Annotated in this window: 16 protein-coding genes and 1 pseudogene; 10 read left to right on the plus strand and 7 right to left on the minus strand. The window is 33.0% G+C overall.

Features of this window, described 5'->3' with window-relative positions; translation table 11 throughout:
- Window positions 1–31: 31 nt before the first annotated feature.
- The 4 genes from pheT to CGC48_RS10275 all read right to left on the minus strand — a co-directional run bounded on the left by pheT (window position 32) and on the right by CGC48_RS10275 (window position 6,061).
- Window positions 32–2,464, minus strand: a complete 2,433-nt coding sequence (pheT, locus tag CGC48_RS10260) for a phenylalanine--tRNA ligase subunit beta (RefSeq protein ID WP_098029491.1) — start codon at window positions 2,462–2,464, stop codon at window positions 32–34.
- A 149-nt stretch (window positions 2,465–2,613) separates the two neighbouring features.
- On the minus strand, window positions 2,614–3,555 hold the full coding sequence (locus tag CGC48_RS10265; RefSeq protein WP_098029492.1) for a phosphatase domain-containing protein: 942 nt from the start codon (window positions 3,553–3,555) through the stop codon (window positions 2,614–2,616).
- Window positions 3,552–4,736, minus strand: a complete 1,185-nt coding sequence (locus CGC48_RS10270) for a hypothetical protein (protein WP_098029493.1) — start codon at window positions 4,734–4,736, stop codon at window positions 3,552–3,554. The genes CGC48_RS10265 and CGC48_RS10270 overlap by 4 nt, the downstream gene beginning before the upstream one ends.
- Before the next feature lie 2 nt (window positions 4,737–4,738).
- Window positions 4,739–6,061: a hypothetical protein gene (locus CGC48_RS10275; protein ID WP_098029494.1), complete on the minus strand. Its 1,323-nt coding sequence runs from the start codon at window positions 6,059–6,061 to the stop codon at window positions 4,739–4,741.
- Window positions 6,062–6,372: 311 nt separating this feature from the next.
- On the opposite strand from CGC48_RS10275, the gene sucC reads away from it, so the two are divergent.
- From sucC to murI, 7 genes and pseudogenes are all read left to right on the plus strand, one after another.
- Window positions 6,373–7,566, plus strand: coding sequence for an ADP-forming succinate--CoA ligase subunit beta (gene sucC, locus CGC48_RS10280; protein ID WP_041990190.1), 1,194 nt, complete (start codon window positions 6,373–6,375; stop codon window positions 7,564–7,566).
- Between the two features lie 294 nt (window positions 7,567–7,860).
- Window positions 7,861–8,550, plus strand: coding sequence for a type IX secretion system protein PorG (gene porG, locus CGC48_RS10285; RefSeq protein WP_098029495.1), 690 nt, complete (start codon window positions 7,861–7,863; stop codon window positions 8,548–8,550).
- Window positions 8,551–8,562: 12 nt separating this feature from the next.
- Window positions 8,563–9,288 carry an isoprenyl transferase gene (locus CGC48_RS10290; protein ID WP_018279365.1) on the plus strand — a complete coding sequence of 242 codons (726 nt, stop codon included), beginning with the start codon at window positions 8,563–8,565 and terminating at the stop codon, window positions 9,286–9,288.
- Between the two features lie 4 nt (window positions 9,289–9,292).
- Window positions 9,293–11,833 carry an outer membrane protein assembly factor BamA gene (bamA, locus tag CGC48_RS10295; protein ID WP_098029496.1) on the plus strand — a complete coding sequence of 847 codons (2,541 nt, stop codon included), beginning with the start codon at window positions 9,293–9,295 and terminating at the stop codon, window positions 11,831–11,833.
- A 113-nt stretch (window positions 11,834–11,946) separates the two neighbouring features.
- Window positions 11,947–12,529, plus strand: a pseudogene (locus CGC48_RS10300) (OmpH family outer membrane protein); the annotation flags it as partial.
- A gap of 181 nt (window positions 12,530–12,710) precedes the next feature.
- A complete protein-coding gene (locus CGC48_RS10305) occupies window positions 12,711–13,244 on the plus strand; it encodes an OmpH family outer membrane protein (protein WP_041990202.1) in 534 nt (177 codons plus the stop codon).
- 71 nt (window positions 13,245–13,315) lie between these two features.
- Window positions 13,316–14,110 carry a glutamate racemase gene (gene murI, locus CGC48_RS10310; RefSeq protein ID WP_098029498.1) on the plus strand — a complete coding sequence of 265 codons (795 nt, stop codon included), beginning with the start codon at window positions 13,316–13,318 and terminating at the stop codon, window positions 14,108–14,110.
- On the opposite strand, the gene CGC48_RS10315 is transcribed toward murI, so the two are convergent.
- The 3 genes from CGC48_RS10315 to CGC48_RS10325 are packed head-to-tail and all read right to left on the minus strand — an operon-like array spanning window position 14,107 to window position 18,321.
- Window positions 14,107–16,407, minus strand: a complete 2,301-nt coding sequence (locus CGC48_RS10315) for a penicillin-binding protein 1A (protein ID WP_098029499.1) — start codon at window positions 16,405–16,407, stop codon at window positions 14,107–14,109. The two genes, murI and CGC48_RS10315, sit on opposite strands and share 4 nt — an antisense overlap.
- A gap of 36 nt (window positions 16,408–16,443) precedes the next feature.
- Window positions 16,444–16,920 carry a gliding motility lipoprotein GldH gene (locus CGC48_RS10320; protein WP_098029500.1) on the minus strand — a complete coding sequence of 159 codons (477 nt, stop codon included), beginning with the start codon at window positions 16,918–16,920 and terminating at the stop codon, window positions 16,444–16,446.
- Window positions 16,921–16,962: 42 nt separating this feature from the next.
- Window positions 16,963–18,321: a PSP1 domain-containing protein gene (locus CGC48_RS10325; protein WP_098029501.1), complete on the minus strand. Its 1,359-nt coding sequence runs from the start codon at window positions 18,319–18,321 to the stop codon at window positions 16,963–16,965.
- 307 nt (window positions 18,322–18,628) lie between these two features.
- On the opposite strand from CGC48_RS10325, the gene azu reads away from it, so the two are divergent.
- From azu to mutL, 3 genes are all read left to right on the plus strand, one after another.
- On the plus strand, window positions 18,629–19,162 hold the full coding sequence (azu, locus tag CGC48_RS10330; RefSeq protein WP_098029502.1) for an azurin: 534 nt from the start codon (window positions 18,629–18,631) through the stop codon (window positions 19,160–19,162).
- 142 nt (window positions 19,163–19,304) lie between these two features.
- Complete coding sequence (locus CGC48_RS10335) at window positions 19,305–19,589, plus strand: hypothetical protein (protein WP_098029503.1); 285 nt, start codon at window positions 19,305–19,307, stop codon at window positions 19,587–19,589.
- Between the two features lie 59 nt (window positions 19,590–19,648).
- Complete coding sequence (mutL, locus tag CGC48_RS10340) at window positions 19,649–21,478, plus strand: DNA mismatch repair endonuclease MutL (protein WP_098029504.1); 1,830 nt, start codon at window positions 19,649–19,651, stop codon at window positions 21,476–21,478.
- Window positions 21,479–21,485 lie beyond the last annotated feature (7 nt).

Below are 21,485 nucleotides of genomic sequence, written 5' to 3' on the forward strand. Positions count from 1 at the left end.
ATTTCCGTCCTTTTTTATTTTTAGAATGTTTCTAATCTCTTAAACTTGCCCCTAATTTTTCTTCAAATTTTCGAAGCAAATTCTGCATAGATTTATCAATCTGCTTGTCTGTCAGGGTTTTATTAATATCCTGAAGAGTAAAGCTCACAGCATAGCTTTTTTTGCCTTCCGGTAGTTTGTCCCCTTGATACACATCAAATAAGCTAATATCCTTCAGAATAGATTTTTCTGTTTCGAAAGCAATTTTATAAATATCATTAAATGAAATATTTTCGTCAAGTAATAATGCCAAATCACGTCTTACCTTCGGAAATTTAGAGATTTCCTGATATATAATTTTATGATTTTTAACACTTTCCAGAATCACGTTCCAATAAATATTTGCAAAAAGAACTTCTTGTTTGATGCCAAAATCTTTCAGAATTTTATTCTTAATTACTCCAATCGTTCCTAAAAGAGTTTCTCCAAAGAACCACCGGAATCCTTCTTGTATAAAAGAATTATCTTCATTTAGAGGTTTTATCGAGATATTTTTTAGTCCTAAACGCTCAAAGATGGCTTCAATAGTTCCTTTTAGGAAAAAGAAATCTGTTTTTTGTGAAGAAATATTCCAGTTTTCATTGTTCTGATTACCAGTTGAATACATAATTAGATGCTTATCTTCATTGTATTTTCCATTTTCAAGATGATAACTTTTACCAAATTCAAAAAGTTTTAAATCTGAGTTTTTGCGATTAATGTTGTATTCAATCACTTCCAATGCCGAGAACAACAAATTTTTACGCATAAAACTCAAGTCATTACTCAATGGATTGAGAATTTTTACTGCTTGTGTTGCATCTTGCTCGTAATCTGTGATAACTTTCTCAGAAACAAGACTATTCGTCATAATCTCGAAGAATCCCTGTCCAATAAGTTGATTTGCAATCGTATTTTGCAAATTGTGGTCATCATATTTTGATGAATGTGACATTGAAGCGTTGGTTTTTTCTGAAAAACTGATGTTGTTGTAACCATAAACACGCAAGATTTCTTCAATAACATCAGCTTCTCTCTGAACATCAACACGATATGTAGGAACCAGAAGTCCTAAACCTCTTTCGGTAATTGAGTTTACTTTAATATCCAACGAATGCAGGATGTTTTTAATAGTTTCAGTAGGAATAACTTGTCCTACAAGTTTGTTAACTTTATCAAAGGCTAAGAAAACTTGAAAATCCTCGTGTTTTTTAGGATATAAATCAACAATATCAGAAGAAATTACTCCTCCAGCAATATTTTCTATCAAGATTGCTGCATACATCAACGCATATTTTACGTCATTGATATTAATTCCTCTTTCAAAACGGAAAGAAGCGTCCGTGTTGATTCCGTGTCGTTTAGCTGTTTTTCGTACAGATACAGGATTAAAGTAAGCACTTTCCAAGAAAATAGTTCTTGTACTGGTGGTTACTCCTGAATTTATTCCTCCAAGAACTCCCGCTATGCACAAAGGTTTTTCAGTATCGCAAATTACGATATCCTCTGCGTCAAGAGTGCGTTCTACTCCGTCCAACGTTGTAAGCTTTGTTCCAGCTTCCGCTGTTTTGACAATAATCTTTTTACCTACAATGTGATTTACATCAAAGGCGTGAAGAGGTTGACCGAGTCCGTGAAGTACGTAATTTGTAATGTCGACAATGTTGTTTTTTGGAGTTAATCCAATAGCTTTGAGCTTATTCTGTAACCATTTTGGAGATTCAGCAACTTTCACATTACTAATAGCAACTCCAGCATATCGAGGTACTAAATCTTTGTTTTTAACTTCGATGTCAATTTTGGATAATCTGTTATCCACGTGGAATTTAGTTACAGAAGGAGTGATTAGTTCCAAGTGAGTTCCGCGTTGCATTAAACCAGCACGTAAATCACGAGCTACACCATAATGGCTCATTGCATCTGCTCGGTTTGGAGTTAATCCTATTTCAAAAATCTCATCACTTTCAACCTCAAAGATTTCACTACAAGGTGTTCCAGGTTCATATTTTTCATCTAAAATGAGAATTCCCTCGTGTCCTTCGCCCAATCCAAGTTCATCTTCGGCACAAATCATTCCAAAACTCTCCTCTCCTCGAATTTTTCCTTTTTTGATTTCGAAAGAATTACCTTCTTTGTCAAATAGTTTAGTTCCTATGGTAGCAACAGGTACTTTTTGCCCTTTTGCAACATTGGGAGCACCACAAACTATCTGTAAAATAGTTCCTTGCCCAACATCAACTTTGGTGATTTTCAATCGGTCAGCATTCGGGTGTTGTTCGCATTCCAGTACGTGTCCTACAACAACTCCTTTCAATCCTCCTTTGATACTTTCAAAAGTTTCAATTCCTTCAACCTCAAGCCCTAAGTCGGTTAACAAAACACCAACTTGTTCTGAAGGCAAGTCAATTTTTATAAATTTTTTAATCCAATTGTATGAAATTTTCATAGTGAATTTTAAGTAAATCTAAATAATTTTCAAAGTCGCAAAGTTACAATTTTCTTTTGAAAGAAGATACTTTATTTTCTAAAAGTTTTGAGCTGTATTTCCGCTCAATATTCAGAGTGTATTTACAAACAAAATAATATGTACGTGAGTTAAAAATCTCCGTAATTTACTTGAAAGCAAGGCAGTCCAAGCTCTTTTCTCCACATATCTACTACCTGATTTCTGTCATCTAAAAGAAATTCCACAAAATATTTTCCTTGAATTTCATTTTCAAAAATTTCTCGTTTTATAATGCTGTCCTTGCGAAAATCATTAGCGTTTCGCATTATAAGTAAATCATAATCAATATTATATTTTTGTAGAAAACGAATTGTAGGTTCACGATAAACATTTTCTCTTCCTGAAAGTAAAATTATTTTATAGCCTTCATTCTTAGCCATTTCCAGCACCTTCGCAACAGGTTTGTTTAGCAAATCATTCTCACAAGTGGAGGCATTGTAAGGGTCACGACCATTCAGAATTGATAGAGTGCCATCCAAGTCACAAATTACAGCTTTTGGCAGATTTTCATTTTGTGTAACATACTTGTTTTCAGTTTCTTTTAGTCTTCTCGGAATTGGTTGAAAGTCAAATTTTTCTTTTGTAAAACGCAATTGATTAACATATTTTTCAATGGCTCTTTTCGGAATAAATTTCCCAATTTCTGCATTTCGTTTATCGCAACGTGACACAAGTTCTTCAGTTGGTAAGTCAAATACTTTGAATTGAATATCAGCGTATTCTGTGTATGTTTCTATCATATCTTCAATGGTTCGCAATCCACAATTCGTAGCGTCAATTATTACATTGGTTTTACTTTTCAAAAGTGCAATTGTGGAGGCCTCTACCATTTTTGAAATACGTTCTTCGTAGAAAGAATTCATTTTTGTGTCTCCAAATTGCATCATTCGAAAATCATCACGATTTACACGCACCCAATTCTCTTCGGTACGCAAAAAGTATTTGGCAAAAGTAGATTTTCCTGAACCTGGAGCTCCCACTAGTATGAGTAATTTTGGGAATGTATGTTTGTTAATATTTTGTCTTGTCATAGTCTGCTATCTAATTGTTTTTCAATTTCTTCTCCTAAAATTCTATCAAGAATCAAATTTTTAAAATAATAATTTTCTTCATCAATTTCTTTGTAAGGTGTTTTAATCATTTTTTGATTAATAGCCCAATCATTGATGGAACATTTTAATTTTGATTTTATATTTCTTTTTGCAATATATTCTTGTAATCTATCTTGAAAATCAACTCCATACACAAGTGTTAAGTAATTGTTATTACGAACTTTAAAGGCTGGAGGCATTCCAGATAGAAAAGCCGTTCGAGGTTTTATCATTACGCCTTCTTCATTGTTTTGGTTTATTTCGTTTACCCAATGCTGAATTTCTGGGAATTTTTGCTCAAAATCTTCTTGATTTTCAAAAGTATAATGTAAAAAATCATCATCATTTATTTGTTTGAAGCTTAAATTATCATTTACAAAAGTTTCTGAACCATCGGAATGAATTTCTTTTAAGATATTAAAAGGTTTGAAATATATTTCGCTGTCTTTTCCAAATACATCTAATTGGTTTTTAAAAAGTTGAATGTTTTTTCGGTAATTCTCCAGATGTAAAAATTTGAATTTTTTTACCGCTTCATACTGGCGGATAACGTGCATCGGATACTTTTCTTTTAACTCCTTTTGGGACAATGTTTTAGCGTCTTCAGTAAACGAAATAAATTCAGTAGTTTGTTTTATTTTATTCAATTTTTCGTATAAATCCGATTCTTCCAAATAATCGCAATGAGTTCGGTGAGAAATGTAGTATCCTGAAAATTCATTGTTAATCAGTCCTTTACCTAAAACAGACCAAGGCATTAATTCCGATTGAATGATACGAATTTCTACACTTTCCCACGAAAATCGAGCGTGAAGTTCCTTTAAGGCATTCAGCCATTTTTCTTTATCCAAATGATTGATTTGAAATCCATTTCGGCTTACTAAGTAGCTTTTTTCCAGATTTTTATGTAGATAAATGTCGCAATACGAACCCATATATTTTTTCTGAATTACAATCTCCGAAACTCCTGCTTTCAAAAACCATAAAATTCCTTCATATAAACTTTCTATTTCATTTCTTTCCAAGGATTTAGGAGCTGGAGAAATAGTGGGAGAAAAAGCGTTTATTTTGTTTTTACAGAACCAATCAATTCTTTTTTTGATAATATTTTTATCTTCCATTGCTAGTTAATTTTTTCGTTATTATTCTCAATTACAACTGCTTGAGTCGGACAAATTCCGTTTATTTTATCACCAATATCATAAAAAGTATATTGGCAGTTTTTGTTTTCCAAGCATTTTTTTACAAAATTCTCAAATTCAGATTTATTCCATTCAAAATGATGGTCAGAGTGTCGCATATTTTCCTCATTTTCAAAATAATGAACGTTAAATTCACTATTTGGAGTGGTTATAATCAACTTATTGAAATTAAATGACAAACATTGTTTTACCAAACATTCAGCTTCTTGAGGTGTGTTGTGCTCAATAACTTCTGTTAGTAAAATATTTACAGGTTTATCATATTTAAAATCAGATGGATTGTTGATGAAAAATAAATTGTCTGCATTGTATTTTTCTTTAAAATTTTCAGCAATTTTTTGCACTTCAGGGTCTGTGTCCATTGCAAAATAAGGGTGATTGTAGTCGTAACTTTTTCGCATAAATCGGCGGTAATACTTTAGCTCTCCACAACCAACGTCTAAAATAGGAAAATCAAATCCAAACTGATTTACAGCAAAATCCATACGGCTTCCGTGTGTGTCTGCGAACTGAAATTCAATTTCGATATTTTGTTTGTGAAAGTAGTTCTCAAAAACAGCTTTTATTTCGGCAAACTGACGTTCACTCTTTACCGCTTTCTTAATAAACAAATAGAATACGAAATAAGGAACGTTATCAATATTTGTTAAAATACGAGCATATTTTTGTGCAAAAGAATCATCAATGTACGTGAATTCTCCATATTCATTGGTAATATGAACAATTACAGCTATGAAATTCAATAAATTAAAAGCTTCAAAAACATTTTTTCCTTGTATGAAAAGAGAAACATTATTCCCTGTCAGAGGAGTAACTTTCACGTTTTTGAAGTATTTTTGCATCAAAAAATTTCCCTGTTTGTACCAAGAAGAATTGATATACATATTTTTAACTTCAATGGTACATTCCTCTGTATCAACTTCTTGTTTGTTTTGATTCAGCCATTTGATGGTTTGTTTGTAATAAATTTCTCTCTCTTGTAACAAATCTTTAAAGAGTTCGTTACAAATATGTAAAATCACAAGAGGCGAACAGTAGCTCTGAAAATCAATTTGATTGCTTTCTTCTGGCAAATAGCTATATCGTGTATCTTGGAAAATAACATCATAACGATTTGAATTTAAGATATTTCCTATGATTTGTCCATTACGCAATGATTTGGCATAAATTCCAAAATCAGTTTGTGGATTTTTGTTTAGAATGTCTAACAATTTCGGATTTTGTGATTGAATTTGTATAATCATTTTTTTATTATTTTAATTTTGAAAAGAAAAATTCATTATTCTCATTAAGTTTGATGGTGCAAAATAAATGTATGTATGCGCAATCTTTTTGCGTAGGTAAAATGATTTTATTTTTTAGTAATTTTTTTGATGAATAATTAAGTAAATGTTGCGTTTTTAGGTGATTTAGAGGCAAAATCAAATGATCTTCTTTTGTGTTTTATTTTGATAATCATAATTTTATAAAAATATTTCGTTTTTATTTTGAATAAGTTGAAAAAATAAAAATAGTTTTTTTATATTTGTCAATCAGGATTATAAATTAATTACAAATGAATTTACACGAATATCAAGGAAAAGAAATACTTTCAAGTTTTGGCGTACGTGTGCAACGTGGAATTGTAGCCCAAACTCCAAAAGAAGCGGTGGAAGCAGCAAAACAACTAACAGCTGAGACGGGAACGGAGTGGTACGTGGTTAAAGCTCAAATTCACGCAGGTGGACGCGGGAAAGGTGGTGGAGTTAAATTAGCTAAAGGGTTACAAGATGTTGAGCCGTTGGCTAGTCAAATCATCGGGATGAATTTGATTACTCCGCAAACACCACCAGAAGGCAAGAAAGTACACCAAGTGCTTATTGCTGAAGATGTTTACTACCCAGGAGAAAGTAAGCCTGAGGAGTTTTATATGTCCGTTTTGTTAGATCGTTCCAAGGGGAAAAATATGATTATGTACTCAACTGAAGGCGGAATGGATATTGAAACAGTTGCTGAAGAAACTCCTCATTTGATATTTACTGAGGAAATTGACCCAGCAGTAGGATTGTTGCCTTTCCAAGCTCGTCAGATAGCTTTTAATTTGGGGCTTTCGGGCGATGCTCACAAAGAAATGGTAAAATTTGTAACAGCATTGTATAAGGCGTATGTTTCTTCTGATTCAAGTCTTTTTGAAATAAATCCAGTTTTAAAAACCTCTGATAATAAGATTTTAGCAGTAGATGCTAAAGTTACCCTTGATGATAACTCACTTTATCGCCATAAAGAGTATGCTGAATTGCGTGATTTGCGTGAGGAAAATCCGATTGAGGTAGAGGCTAAAGCTGTCGGTTTGAATTATGTTGCCCTTGACGGAAACGTTGGTTGTATGGTAAATGGTGCGGGACTTGCGATGGCTACAATGGATTTGATTAAACAAGCAGGAGGTTCACCAGCAAACTTTTTAGATGTGGGAGGAACTGCTGATGCCAAACGGGTGGAAACTGCTTTTCGAATTATCTTAAAAGACCCAAATGTAAAGGCTATTTTGGTTAATATCTTTGGAGGAATTGTACGTTGTGACCGTGTGGCTCAAGGAATTGTAGATGCTTACAAAAATATGGGAGGAGAAATTAAGGTTCCTATTATTGTGCGTTTACAAGGGACTAATGCTGAGATAGCTAAGGAAATTATTGATAATTCAGGTTTAGCGGTACATTCAGCAATTTTATTTCAAGAAGCGGCTGATAAAGTAAAAGATGTACTAAAATAGAAGATTTTTTACTAAAATAAATTCAAGGATAGAGTTCATTCTCTATCCTTTTATTTTTTGTTTTCAAAATTAATAAAAAGATTAACTTTTAGGAGTTTATTTGTTAACAAATAATAGAATTCTGAAATTCATAATTTTTGATTTATTTAATTGAGAATCAATTTTTTTGAATATTTTCGTTTCTTTGAATTTATCTATATGAAGTGAAACAAAATAGTTAAATAAAAAATATTGTTGAAAAAATAAATATGATTTTTCCATAAAACTTTTATATTTGCACTTTGTCGTTATTGTATGCGTAGGTATTTATATTACATAGCAATTCTTTTAGGAATACAAACGGTAACAGCCCAAACGCACGAAATAGGCGTTTTTTTGGGTGGTAGCAATCCTATTAGTGATGTGGGAAGAACACATTATGTGTTTCCTAACAAGTTGGCTTTTGGAGCTTTATATAAGTGGAATTTTCACGATAAAATGGCTATGCGTTTGCAAGTAAGCACAACTAATTTGACAGGAAAGGATAAACAATCCGACGTTGCGGGAAAAGTAAATAGAGATTTTTCTTTTTCTAATAAAATTGTTGAAGCAAGTTTGGGAGCAGAGTATAACTTCTTCAAATTCAATATGCACAAGCCTCTTGATAAACCTATAACACCTTATTTGTTTACAGGTATTTCCTATATTGAACATGATGATTTGTACTTTGAAAGTTTGCTGTTAAGTCCGCAAGAGGCAAAAAAAACATCGAAAATATATAGTACTTGGGCGTTACCTGTTATACTTGGTGTAAAAGCAAAGGTAGGAATCTATTTTGTAGTGGCAGTTGAAGTAGGGACACGTTTTACTTTTACAAATAATTTGGACGGAAGTTCTCCTAAATATGGTGCGTCATTTGGTAATGTTGCAACTAAGGATTTTTATACATTTTCAGGAGTTACATTAACGTATACATTTGGAAGAAAACCTTGTTATTGCGATTAGGATTAAAAGAATATGGAAGAGATAATAAATTATCCTAAGCATCTTGCTATCATTATGGACGGCAATGGTCGTTGGGCAAAGAAGCAGGGAATGATGCGAATTTTTGGTCACGAAAGTGCAATGAAAGCAGTAAGGGAAACGGTAGAATATTGTGTAGAAAATCACATATCATATCTTACTTTATATGCTTTTTCTACAGAAAACTGGAATCGTCCTGCCATTGAAGTAAATGCTTTGATGGAACTTTTGATTAAATTTTTAAAAAAAGAATCGAAATCATTAAATGAAAATAATATTCGATTAAAAACCATTGGGAGGTTAGACCATTTTCCTAAAAAAGCGAAAGAAACCTTATTAGAAACTATTGATAAATTAAAAGATAATACAGGGGTAACGCTCACCCTGGCTTTAGGTTATGGAGCTCGGGAGGAATTGTCTACAGCTGTAAAAAACATAGCTGAAGCTGTAAAAAATGGACTTATTTCAACAGAAAATATAAACGAGTCTGTAATTAATTCGTACCTTTACACCTCCGATTTGCCAGATGTTGATTTGCTTATCAGAACCAGCGGAGAGTATCGCATTAGTAATTTTTTGTTATGGCAGATTGCATATTCAGAATTGTATTTTACAGATGTGTTATGGCCTGATTTCAACAAAAATCACTTGAACGAGGCAATATTAAACTACCAAAAAAGAGAGAGAAGATTTGGAAAAACAAGTGAACAACTTAGATAAACGTATGTCATTGAAGAAGTATTTATTTATAGCATTGTCTGCAATAGTAGGATTTGTAAATGCTCAAGAGGAAGAGAGATTATCAATAGAGAATGGAAAGAAATATATTATTGGAGGAATTGAGGTAACAGGTTCAAAGCGTTACAATGCACAAACTATTCTTACAACTTCAGGTTTGAGAGTAGGTGATGAAATCATTATTCCTGGTGAAAAATTTAGTGCTATAATTCACAAATTATGGGGTTATAAGTTGTTCAGCGATGTGAATATTTATATCCAGAAAATTGAAGGAGATAAAGCCTTTTTGGAACTTGCCATCAAAGAAATCCCATCGCTTATTGAAGCAAAAGTAACAGGAATTCGAGAGAAAAAAGCTGAAGAAATTATAAAAAATGCTAACTTAAAAAAAGGAACTAAGGTAAACGAGAGTTTCATTGCGGATACTAAAAACTATATCATTAACAAATATCGAAAAGATGGATATTTGAATACTAAGGTAACTGTTGATACTAAGGTAGATACTACAGATGCTAACGGAGTAAATATGTTGGTTCATATTGATAGAGGAAATAAAGTAAAAGTAGATAAAATTACTTTTGAAGGCAATGAAAAATTTTCTGATGTTAAGCTCCGTAAAAAGCTCAAAAACACAAAGCAACGTACTTTTGGTCGTTTTTGGAAACGTTCTAAGTATGTAGCGAAGGATTACGAAGAGGATTTGATTTCGTTAGTTGATTTTTACAAAGAGAATGGCTATCGTGATGCCCGAGTTGTAAGTGATACTTTAACCTATGATTCTGAGGGTAATGTGAATTTGAATATTGCTTTAGAGGAAGGACGTAGATATTATTTTGGAGATATTCGTTTTTTAGGAAATTCGGTATATAATGATCGTGTTTTACATCAAATTTTGGGGATTAAAAAAGGAGATGTGTATAATGGTGTTCACCTAAAAAAACGTCTGCAAGACCCAACAAAGCCTGATTCAGAAGATGTTTATAACTTGTATCAGAACAATGGATATTTATTCGCACAAGTTATTCCTGTGGAAACTTCTGTGGTAAATGATACAATTAATTTTGAGGTTCGAATCTCTGAAGGAAAACCAGCATATTTTAATAATGTCACGGTTGTAGGTAATCAGCGTACAAATGACCACGTGATTTTCCGTGAGTTACGAACTCGTCCAGGATATTTGTATAACAAAGAAGCTCTAGTACGTACTATCCGTGAGTTAGGTCAATTACAATTGTTTGATGCTCAGAATATTATTCCTGATTTAAAAAATGCAGACCCTAATGCAGGAACAGTTGATGTTGAGTATAATCTTACGGAAACAGGTTCTAGCCAGATACAATTACAAGGTGGTTATGGTGGAGGTTCTTTCATTGGTACATTGGCATTAGTTTTCAATAACTTTTCAATAAGAAATATTTTTAACAAGAAAGCCTATGCTACAATGCCAATTCCGATGGGTGACGGACAGAATTTATCTCTCAACGTTCAAGCAAGTAGATATTACAGAACGTATGGGTTTTCATTTATGGAGCCTTGGTTTGGAGGAAAGCAACCTGTACAATTTTCAATTTCGTTCAATCGTACAGAACAATTTGGATACAATTATTACACCTATGATGTAGACAGAAGTAAAAGGGTTTTCATCACAGGGGCTAGTGTAGGTCTTGCAAAACGCCTCAGAGTGCCAGATGATTATTTTCAGATTTCACACGCGTTGAGTTATCAGCATTATGACTTGAGAAACTACTCATTAGGGCTATTCACTTTTAATGAAGGAGAATCAAATTCCTTAGCCTATACGATTGCTTTATCAAGAAATTCAAGTGGACCAAATCCTATTTTCCCAATGTCTGGTAGCAACTTCTCAATTAGTGCGAAAGTGACACCTCCGTATTCATTGTTTAATAATGTGGATTACAAAGCTCTATCTGCCGAAAGCTCTCAAGCGGAAGCAAACAGAGATGCAGCAAAAATGGCTGAAATTGACCAAAAACGTTTTCATTGGTTGGAGTTTTATAAAATAAAGCTTAATGGAACTTGGTATACAAATATTTATGATAAGTTGGTATTAAAATTTGGAGCTGATTTTGGTTATTTAGGTGCTTATAATAAAGATAGAGGTGTTGTGCCTTTTGAAAGATTTTTTATGGGAGGTGATGGTTTGGGATATTATTCAATGGACGGACGAGATAACATTCAAATGCGTGGATACACGAATTATTCTCTTTCATCACCCGATGGAGAAAACGTTTTCAATAAATTTTCATTAGAATTGCGTTATCCAATAACTCTGAAACCAATGGCTTCAATCTACGGATTAGCTTTTGCTGAAGGAGGAGGAACTTACACAGGCTTTTCAAACTTTAATCCATTCCAAATCAAAAGGTCAGCAGGATTAGGATTACGATTGTTTATGCCTCAATTTGGTATGTTGGGTATTGATTTTGGTTACGGATTTGATAAGCCGTTAAATTCAAATACGAAAGGTGGTTGGCAAACACATTTCATTTTTGGACAACAATTCTAAAATTTGGCACGATATTTTCTATGTAGTAGGTAGAGAGGAATTAATAAAAGTTTTTAGCTATGATAAAATTGAGACATATCTTGCTTTTGGGCTTATTCTTGACTACAAACCTTATGTTCTCTCAAAAAGGAGTTAAGATTGGTTATGTAGATATGGATTTTATTTTGTCAAACTTGGAGGAATACAAGGTTGCTAATGAACAATTTGCTCTGCAAGTGAATGGTTGGCAACTTGAGATAGAAAAACGTCAAAAGCAAATTCAAGAAGAGAAAGACAAGTTGGAAGCTGAAAAATCATTGCTAACGGCTGAACTGATAAAAGATAAGCAACAAGAAATAAATTTGCTCGAATATAATTTGAATGCTTACAAAGAACAAAAGTTTGGAGCTAAAGATGGAGAATATATCACTCAAAAATTTATGTTAGCCAAACCAATTCAAGACCAAGTGTTTAATATTGTTCAAGAAATAGGGAAGCTTAGGAAATATGATATGATTTTTGAAAAAAGTGAAGTTTCAATGCTTTATTCTAATAATCAGCATAATTTAACAAACGTTGTACTTCGAATTTTGAGAAGAAAAGACAATGCAGAGGATAGAAATAAAGAAATAGGCGAACTTTTAAAAGAAAGTTATGATTTTGAATTTGTTGATGAACGAACAAAAAAACGCAAAGAATTAGAGCAAGAACGAGAAAGAAAAAAAACTGAATACGAAAAGGAAAAACAAAAACGTATAGAAGAAACACAACGCAAACGAGCAGAACAACAGGCTCAAAGAGAGAAAGAGAAGGCTGAACGTTTACAAAAACAACAAGAAGCAAAAGAGAAAAAAAATAAATAGAGTACTAACATTAATAATTTATAAACACAAGTAAGATGATGAAAAACTTTAAAACAATTATGATTGCATTGGCTCTTGTTTTAGGAGCAACATCAATGGCTACTGCACAAAACAAAATAGCCCATATTGATACACAAAAGCTTTTAGAAGAAATGCCTGAAAGAAAATCGGCTGAAGCTCAGTTGAAAAAACTACAGCAAACATATGAGGCTGATTTCCAAGCGTCAATTAAAGAACTTCAAACAAAAGCTCAAGCGTATCAAAATGAAGTAACGGCTTTAACAGATGCTCAATTAAAAGCCAGAGAGGCAGAGTTTCTTAAAAAATCAGAAGAAATTCAAACAATGGAAAATAATTTGCGTCAGGCTCAACAAACAGCTTCAATGACAATTCAAAAGAAACAACAAGAACTAATTGAGCCAATTTTGAAAAAAGTGAGAGCTGCTGTTGAGAAAGTTGCTGCTGCACAAGGAATTCAATACGTGTTGGACTCAAGTAATGGTTCAGGAGTGATTGTAGCTAAAGGAACTGATTTGTACAGTGCGGTAAAAAAAGAATTAGGATTTTAATTGTCCATAATACATAAATAATTTTAGTTAAAAGTGTTCGTGGTTTGCGAACACTTTTTTATTTTTGTGCTATGATTAATAAAGAAAAACCAATAGGATTGTTTGATTCAGGGGTAGGAGGAACCACGATTTGGAAAGAAATAGTAAAACTACTACCTTACGAAAATACACTATTTCTGGCAGATAATAAAAATGCTCCTTACGGAGGAAAAACGAAAGAAGAAATAATCTTTCTGTGTGAAAAAAATACAGAATTTCTGTTAGAAAATGAAGTTAAAATTATTGTAGTTGCTTGTAATACAGGAACAACGAATGCAATATCGCATTTACGTACCAAATATAAAGAAATTCCTTTTATAGGAATAGAACCAGCTATTAAACCAGCAGGTTTACAGAGTGTTACTAAAAAAGTTGGCGTTTTAGCAACTAAAGGGACACTTTCAAGTGAACTATTTATGAAAACAAGTAATAATCTGATTAAAAATGAAGGAATTCAGATTGTTGAAAGAGTAGGAGAGGGATTAGTAAGCCTGATTGAAAGCGGAAAAATTGAAAGCCCTGAAATGTTTGAATTGCTAAAAGAATACCTATTGCCTATGGTAGAAGAAAATATAGACTACTTGGTACTTGGTTGTACACATTATCCTTATTTATTGCCTCAAATTCAAAAAATTATTCCTGAAAATATAAAGGTAATAGATTCGGGGTACGCTGTTGCAAAACAGACAAAAAATGTACTCTCACAAAACAATTTGCTAAATGATTTCCAAAACAAACCCCATCACATTTGGTTAAGTAATGGGGATTTATCTATTTTACAGCAATTTGCACCAGATATAGACAACTTAAAACTTCAAAAGATTTAAAAGTCAATCTGTCCGACGTCTCCGTCACTTGATTGTTCATCTTTCTTGCAATCAACGGGGATTACCATATTCTGAGGAGAAGGAAAAGCATCTTTTGATACACTTAACTCTTTATCTTCATAGCATTTTTTCATATAATATCCCCAAATGGGCAATGCCATTGTTGCTCCTTGTCCGTAGGCAGTGCCTTTAAAATGCACGGCTCTATCTTCACCTCCTACCCAAACTCCAGTAACTAAATTAGGAACCATTCCCATAAACCAGCCATCACTATTATTTTGGGTTGTTCCTGTTTTTCCTGCAATCGGATTTGTAAAGGCATACGGATATCCTGTCATCACGTTTTTGTATAGACTATTATAAGAATCAGCTCCTTTGGTTCTTAATCTAGCTCCTGAGCCATATTGTGTAACTCCTTCCATCAGGTTTACAACAGCTCTTGCCACATCAGCACTTACAACATCGTGGGTTTCAGGAGTATTTTCAAATAGTACAGTTCCGTTTTTATCTTCAATACGAGTAACCAAAATAGGTTTTACATATACGCCTTCGTTGGCAAACGTGCCATAAGCCCCTACCATTTCATAAACTGTTACATCGGAAGTTCCTAAAGCAATTGAAGGCATTTCAGGAATTTCAGAGGTAATTCCTAAGTTTCTGACCATATTTATTACTGGAACAGGCCCCACCTTATCCATCAAATTAACCGTAATAGAGTTTACTGAATTTGCTAGAGCGTATTTTAAAGTCATTAGTTTGCCAGAGAATTTCCCGTTGGAATTTTTAGGACACCAAGCAGTTACGTTTTGGTATTTTCCTTCTTCTATACAAGTCTGAATATCAGGTAATTCATAACAAGGTGAATAGTGCAGTTGGTCAATTGCAGTTGCATAGACGAATGGTTTGAAAGTAGAACCCGTCTGACGTGCTCCTTGTATAACTTGGTCATACTGAAAATGTTTGTAATTAATTCCTCCCACCCAAGCCTTGATATGTCCTGTTTGTGGTTCCATTGACATCATTCCTGTACGCAAAAAGGCTTTATAGTAAAGAATAGAATCTTTAGGAGTCATAATTGTATCTTTTTCGCCTGTCCAAGAAAAGATTCTCATTTCTGTTTTTTTATCGAAGGATTCTTTGATTTCATTTTCGGAATATCCCAAAGATTTCATTTTTCTCCAGCGTTCGGAGTTTTTCATTGCTCTAGCTATCAATGTATTGAATTCATCTTTGGAAATATCCAAAAAAGGATAAGTTTTATTTTTGGTAGGATTATTTTCTGCATCAAAGGCTTTTTGAAGTCGCATCATATGTTCTTTTACAGCCATTTCTGCATAAGTTTGCATTTTTGAGTCTATGGTCGTATAAACTTTCAGTCCATCTAAATACAGATTGTGTTTTGAGCCATCTGGCTTAGGATTTTTTTCAATCCAATCTCTCATATACGAGCGTAAATACTCACGGAAATAGGTCGCAATTCCTTCGTTATGGCTTTCGGGCGTGAAATTAATTTTTAAAGGAATTTCTTGTAAAGAGTCTCTAACTTTATTGGTGATGTAGTTATTTTTAGCCATTTGGGAAAGTACTACATTTCTTCGGTTGGTAACTCCTTTTGGATTTCGCACTGGATTGTAAAGAGAAGAATTTTTAAACATTCCTACCAACACAGCACTCTCTTCAATCAATAAATCTTGTGGTTCTTTATCAAAGAAAATACGTGATGCAGAACGGATTCCATCTGCTTGATAACCAAAATCATATATATTGAAATACATCGTTAAGATTTCCTCTTTCGTGTATTGAGTTTCCAAACGTGTGGAAATTACCCATTCTTTAATTTTTTGGGTATAGCGCTCTAATCCACGGGCTTTGGTTCCGTGAAATAATTGTTTTGCAAGTTGTTGTGTTATTGTTGAGGCACCTCCTTTACTTCCCATAAAAACAATGGCACGTAAGGTTCCTCGAGCATCAATTCCTGAATGTTCATAAAAACGCTCGTCTTCGGTGGCTACCAACGCATCTACCAAGTGTTTTGGTAAATCTTTGTATTTGACTGGAGTTCGATTATCATCTAAATAAAATTTACCTAATGTTTTTCCGTCTGAACTTACAATTTCCGTAGCTAAATTAGTTTCAGGGTTTTCAAGTCTTTTAAAATCAGGCATTTCTCCTAGAAAACCCCAAGAAGCAAACATAAATAGGAGCAAAACGAATACTATACCTCCAGCAAATATTCGCCAAAACCATTTTGCAAAAAAGTTCTTATTTTTTTTTGTACTATTTGTATTTTTTGCCATAAACTTGTGATTATCAATTTTTTGTTTTTTGTTAATTTATTTGGCTGTTTCTATTCGTAAACCTACCTCTGTAATTCCATCAAGAAGTTCAATTCCTTCATTTTCACCTATTTTTCGCATTGCTTGTTCTATCTTTATAGTGTATTTTCCTTTTTGAGGGAATTTAAAATTTTCCTTATACCATAACTTACTTTCTTTAACAGCAGAAAATCCATAACCAAGCCATTCTCCTTCAGGAGTTGCCATTTCGTATTGTAAAGTATCTACAATAGCTTCATTATTAGGTTGTTCTAATTTTGTGATAATAAATAAATTACTGAATTGGTATTTTTCATCATTTCGAATCATTACAAACAGATTTTTTTTGGTAATTGTATCCATTTGTTCAAGTTGAAACAAAATAGGCTTCGTTTTATCCCAACCACTGGGAATAGAAACATATTGACTATATTCAACATTGTCATTGCAACTTGTTAGTAAAATAAATGCAAAAAATACTTTTAATAATCTCATTTTCAGAATTAATTATTTTTAAGAAATGTCAAAAAAACAATATTACTTTTCTTTGTTTGTATTGTTTCTGTTATTAGGTTTCTTTTTGGTATTCGTTTTTTTTGGCTCATTTGTGTTTTTCAAATTGTTTTGAGAATTCTCCTTCTGAGGATTTACTTGTTTTTGTTCCTTTACACTTTTAGGAAGGTTGTTTTGATTTTCTTTTTTTTGTTGATTGGAATTCTTTGTTTGTTTTTGATTTTTTGGATTGCTATTTTTCTGTTCTTTTGAGCTTTTTTTACCTTTTTTTCGTTTGTTGACTTTGTCAAATCGGGTAATATCCTCCTCAATCATTTCTTTGTTATTATCATTGCCCAAAGTAGCCGACATACCAACACCATCACTCACGATAGCATAATTATCCAAAGAGACTGCTTTTTGTTCTTTTTCATTTAAAGCAATAATTTCCTTAACGTTATCAACCGAAATTTTATACCAATTTATAGGATCATCATCATAGGTAAACCACATAAATCGTTTGAAAATATCTATTTTTTGGCAACTGGCTTTTCCTTTTTCGGTCAGAAGTTTCACTTCCGTTTTTGGAAAATCTTGTAAAGCATCAAGGTAAGTGTCTAACTCAAAGTTGATACAACATTTTAGTTTTCCGCACTGACCAGCTAATTTTTGAGGATTCAGTGACAATTGCTGGTAACGAGCTGCCGCTGTGGTCACAGTTCTAAAATCAGTTAGCCAAGTGGAACAACAAAGTTCTCTTCCGCATGAACCAATTCCTCCCAAACGTGCCGCTTCCTGACGAAATCCAATTTGTCGCATTTCTATTCGAACGGAAAAAACCCGAGCCATATCTTTAATCAGTTGGCGAAAATCAACACGTCCTTCTGCGGTATAGTAGAACGTTGCTTTGGAGCCGTCTCCTTGAAATTCAACATCTGATATTTTCATTTCTAACCCTAAAGCAATTGCTAATTCTCTTGATTGTTTCTGAACGGCTTCTTCCTTGTTTCGAGCTTCTTGCCAAATATCTATATCTTTTTGATTTGCTTTGCGATATATTTTCGGAACATTATCACTTTCCCAATCAATCCGATGTTTTTTCATTTGCAAACGAACCAATTCTCCCGTTAGTGTAATAACACCTATGTCGTGTCCAGAATTGGTTTCGGTAGCAACAACATCACCTATTTGCAAAGGAATGTTTTCGCTATTTCTGAAATATTCTTTTCGGCTGTTTTTAAAACGTACCTCTACGCAATCAAATTGTTTTTGTCCACCTGGTACCTGTGTATTGGAGAGCCAATCAAAAACGGCTAATTTTCCACTTCCACAGCCGCCTGTTCCGCAACCACCTGTTCCACAGCTTCCTTTTTTATTTTTTGTTGTGCAATTATTGCAACTCATATTTTGTAATCGTATATTTTTTAAAGAGGAAAAATAGATTTATTCCTCTTAGTTTCGTTAAGTTAGTTTATTAGTCTATTATTCCAAATTAAGGAACTTAAAACTGCAAAAGTACATTTTTTATTTTACTTATGATAACAGATGATGTGTTTTTTACATAGCCTTTTCCCAAGTAAGCACAAAAATTGAGCTTATTTTAGTCCGAAAACTAATTATTTTTTGTAAAAATGAATGTTAAAACTTAATTAAGAATTATTTTAAATAGAAAATTGTTGTATCTTTGTCCGAAATTAAAAGTGGTATCTATATGAAAAAAGTATTTTTAGTAGCTCTTGTAGGGGCTTTCGTTGTATCGTGTGGTAATACAGAAACTAAGAAAAATGACACAAGTTCTTCGATGGAAGTAACTCATAATCACGATCATTCAATGCAGGAGGCAAAATCTGTTGCGAAAGAACAAAAAACTGAAGATGGTGCAATTGTGTTGGAAAGTACTGACCAAATGACTTTCAATACAAATGAAATTAAAGTGAAAGCAGGTGAAAAGGTAACTCTAACTCTTAAACACGTAGGAAAAATGCCTGTGGAAGTTATGGGGCACAATTTTGTGTTATTGAAACAAGGAACTGACCTTGCTGCCTTTGCTGGAAAAGCAATGAACGCCAAAGATACGGACTATGTACCCGCTGGAAGTGATGAGGTTATCGCTCATACCAAAATGATTGGTGGCGGAGAGTCAACAACAATTACATTTGATGCTCCAGAAAAAGGGACTTATGATTTTATGTGTTCATTCCCTGGGCATTATGCAATTATGAAAGGTAAATTTATTGTTGAATAAATAAAAATAACAATTTATTATCTACGTTAGGCTACCCGCTTTTTGGGTGGCCTTTTTGTTTTAAATTAATTTTTCGTACTTTTGCAAGGCTTAATGTATGAAATTTTTCAATGAAAAAGATAAATAATAAAGATGTAAAACTATGAAAATTAGGATTTTCTATCTAAAAAGAAATAAAAAATACAATTATACACCTCGTTATTATGAGGGTAAAAATTTGGGAAATCCGTATGAGTTTGATTCACGTATTCGGAAAGACCGAGAAACGCAAACAAATCATTTCACTGTAGAGTGGCAAGATATCCGAAAAGAGAGTCGTAATCGCAAAAACAGAGAAATTAACAAAACTTTTTTGGTAGTTTTGGCTATATTGATTTTTCTGGCTCTCTATCTTCTTGATTTTGACTTATCAATTTTTAAAAAGTAACAGAAAAAAGTATTTTTATTCAAAGGTTTGAGATATTTTTAGGCTTTTGATTTCCGTATATGACAGATATAATTCGCTTATTACCAGACCACGTAGCTAATCAAATTGCAGCAGGAGAAGTAATTCAGCGTCCTGCTTCGGCTGTGAAGGAATTACTTGAAAATGCTATTGATGCTAAAGCAACAGAAATAAAACTTATCATTAAAGATGCAGGAAAAACATTAGTACAAGTTATTGATAATGGGATTGGTATGAGTGTTACAGATGCTCGTTTAGCTTTTGAGCGTCACGCTACTTCTAAAATCCAAAAAGCTGAAGATTTATTTCATTTACAAACAAAGGGCTTCAGAGGTGAAGCATTAGCCTCAATTGCGGCAATTGCTCACGTTGAATTAATTACAAAACGCCCATCTGATGAATTGGGTACAGAGCTTCGTATTGAAGGAAGCAAAGTTACTTATCAGGAACCTTGTGTTACTGCCAATGGGACGTCCATAGCGATGAAGAATTTATTTTTTAACATTCCTGCTCGTCGCAATTTTCTAAAATCAGATTCTGTGGAACTTCGACATATATTAGATGAGTTTCACAGAGTGGCATTAGCACATCCAAATATTCATTTTTATCTTTATAACAATGGAAATGAATTATTTAATTTGCCTGTTGCGAATTTCAGGCAACGGATAGTACATATATTTGGTGTAAAAACAAATGAAAAATTAGTTCCCGTTGAGGAAGAAACTCCTATTCTGAAAATCAGTGGATTTATTGTAAAACCTGAATATATCACAAAAAGTAAGTCATTACAATTTCTGATGGTCAATCATCGTTTTGTGAAAAGTAGATATTTAAATCACGCAATTACAATAGCTTATGAAGGATTGATTAACAGCCAACAACAGCCAGATTATTTCATTCAGCTTGAGGTTGACCCTTCTTCTATTGATATTAACATTCATCCGACAAAAACGGAAGTTAAATTTGAAGATGAGCATAGTATTTATGCTCTTTTGAAATCGGCAGTAAAACATAGTTTGGGACAATTTAATATTGCTCCAACACTTGATTTTAACAGAGATGCATCTTTTGATATCCCATACAATTACAAGGATAAAGAGCCTATTTTTCCGAAAATAGAAATAGACCCCGATTTTAATCCTTTCAAAGATGAAATAAAATCAAAGAATTCATACTCAAATAATTATTCATATCATTCTAAAAAGCAACCTGCTTGGGAGAGTTTGTATTCAGAAATAGATTCTGGTTTAAATAATTTTGAACCTCAAGTGATTGAAAGTAAGTTGTTTGATGCGGAACCTCAATTTTTACAAACAGGAAAAAAAACGATATCCTTAGGGAATAAATATCTCGTGACAACGTTGGGGGGAGAGTTAGTTGTGGTTAATATTCATCGGGCTCACCAACGTGTTCTATATGAGGAATTTATAAAGACGTTGCAATCAAGTAATACAGCAAGTCAGCAGTTGATGTTTCCTATTGAACTTTTCTTCTCAAAACCTGAAATTGAAATTATTTTAAATTTGAAACAATTTTTTGAGGATATAGGATTTATAATTGATATTGAATCAGATAGAGTAATTCTAACAGGGATTCCGCTTCATATTTCGGATAGCCAAATACCAGAGGTTTTTTCGGAAATTGTACATCAACATACTGAGAATGTGTATGGAGCAGAAAATTCTCAGAAAGAGACTTTTGCAAAGAGCATTTCTAAAAATTTAGCCGTAAAAACAGGGCAAACCTTAACAGAAGAAGAGCAAGAAACTTTACTGAATAATTTGTTTGCTTGTCAAGAAAGTTTAATTTCGCCCTTTGGAAAACGAATTTATACCAAATTTTCATTAACCGATATTGACAAATATTTTTAATTTTAAA

It is taken from the genome of Capnocytophaga cynodegmi, from assembly GCF_002302475.1.
GTDB classification, from domain to species: domain Bacteria; phylum Bacteroidota; class Bacteroidia; order Flavobacteriales; family Flavobacteriaceae; genus Capnocytophaga; species Capnocytophaga cynodegmi.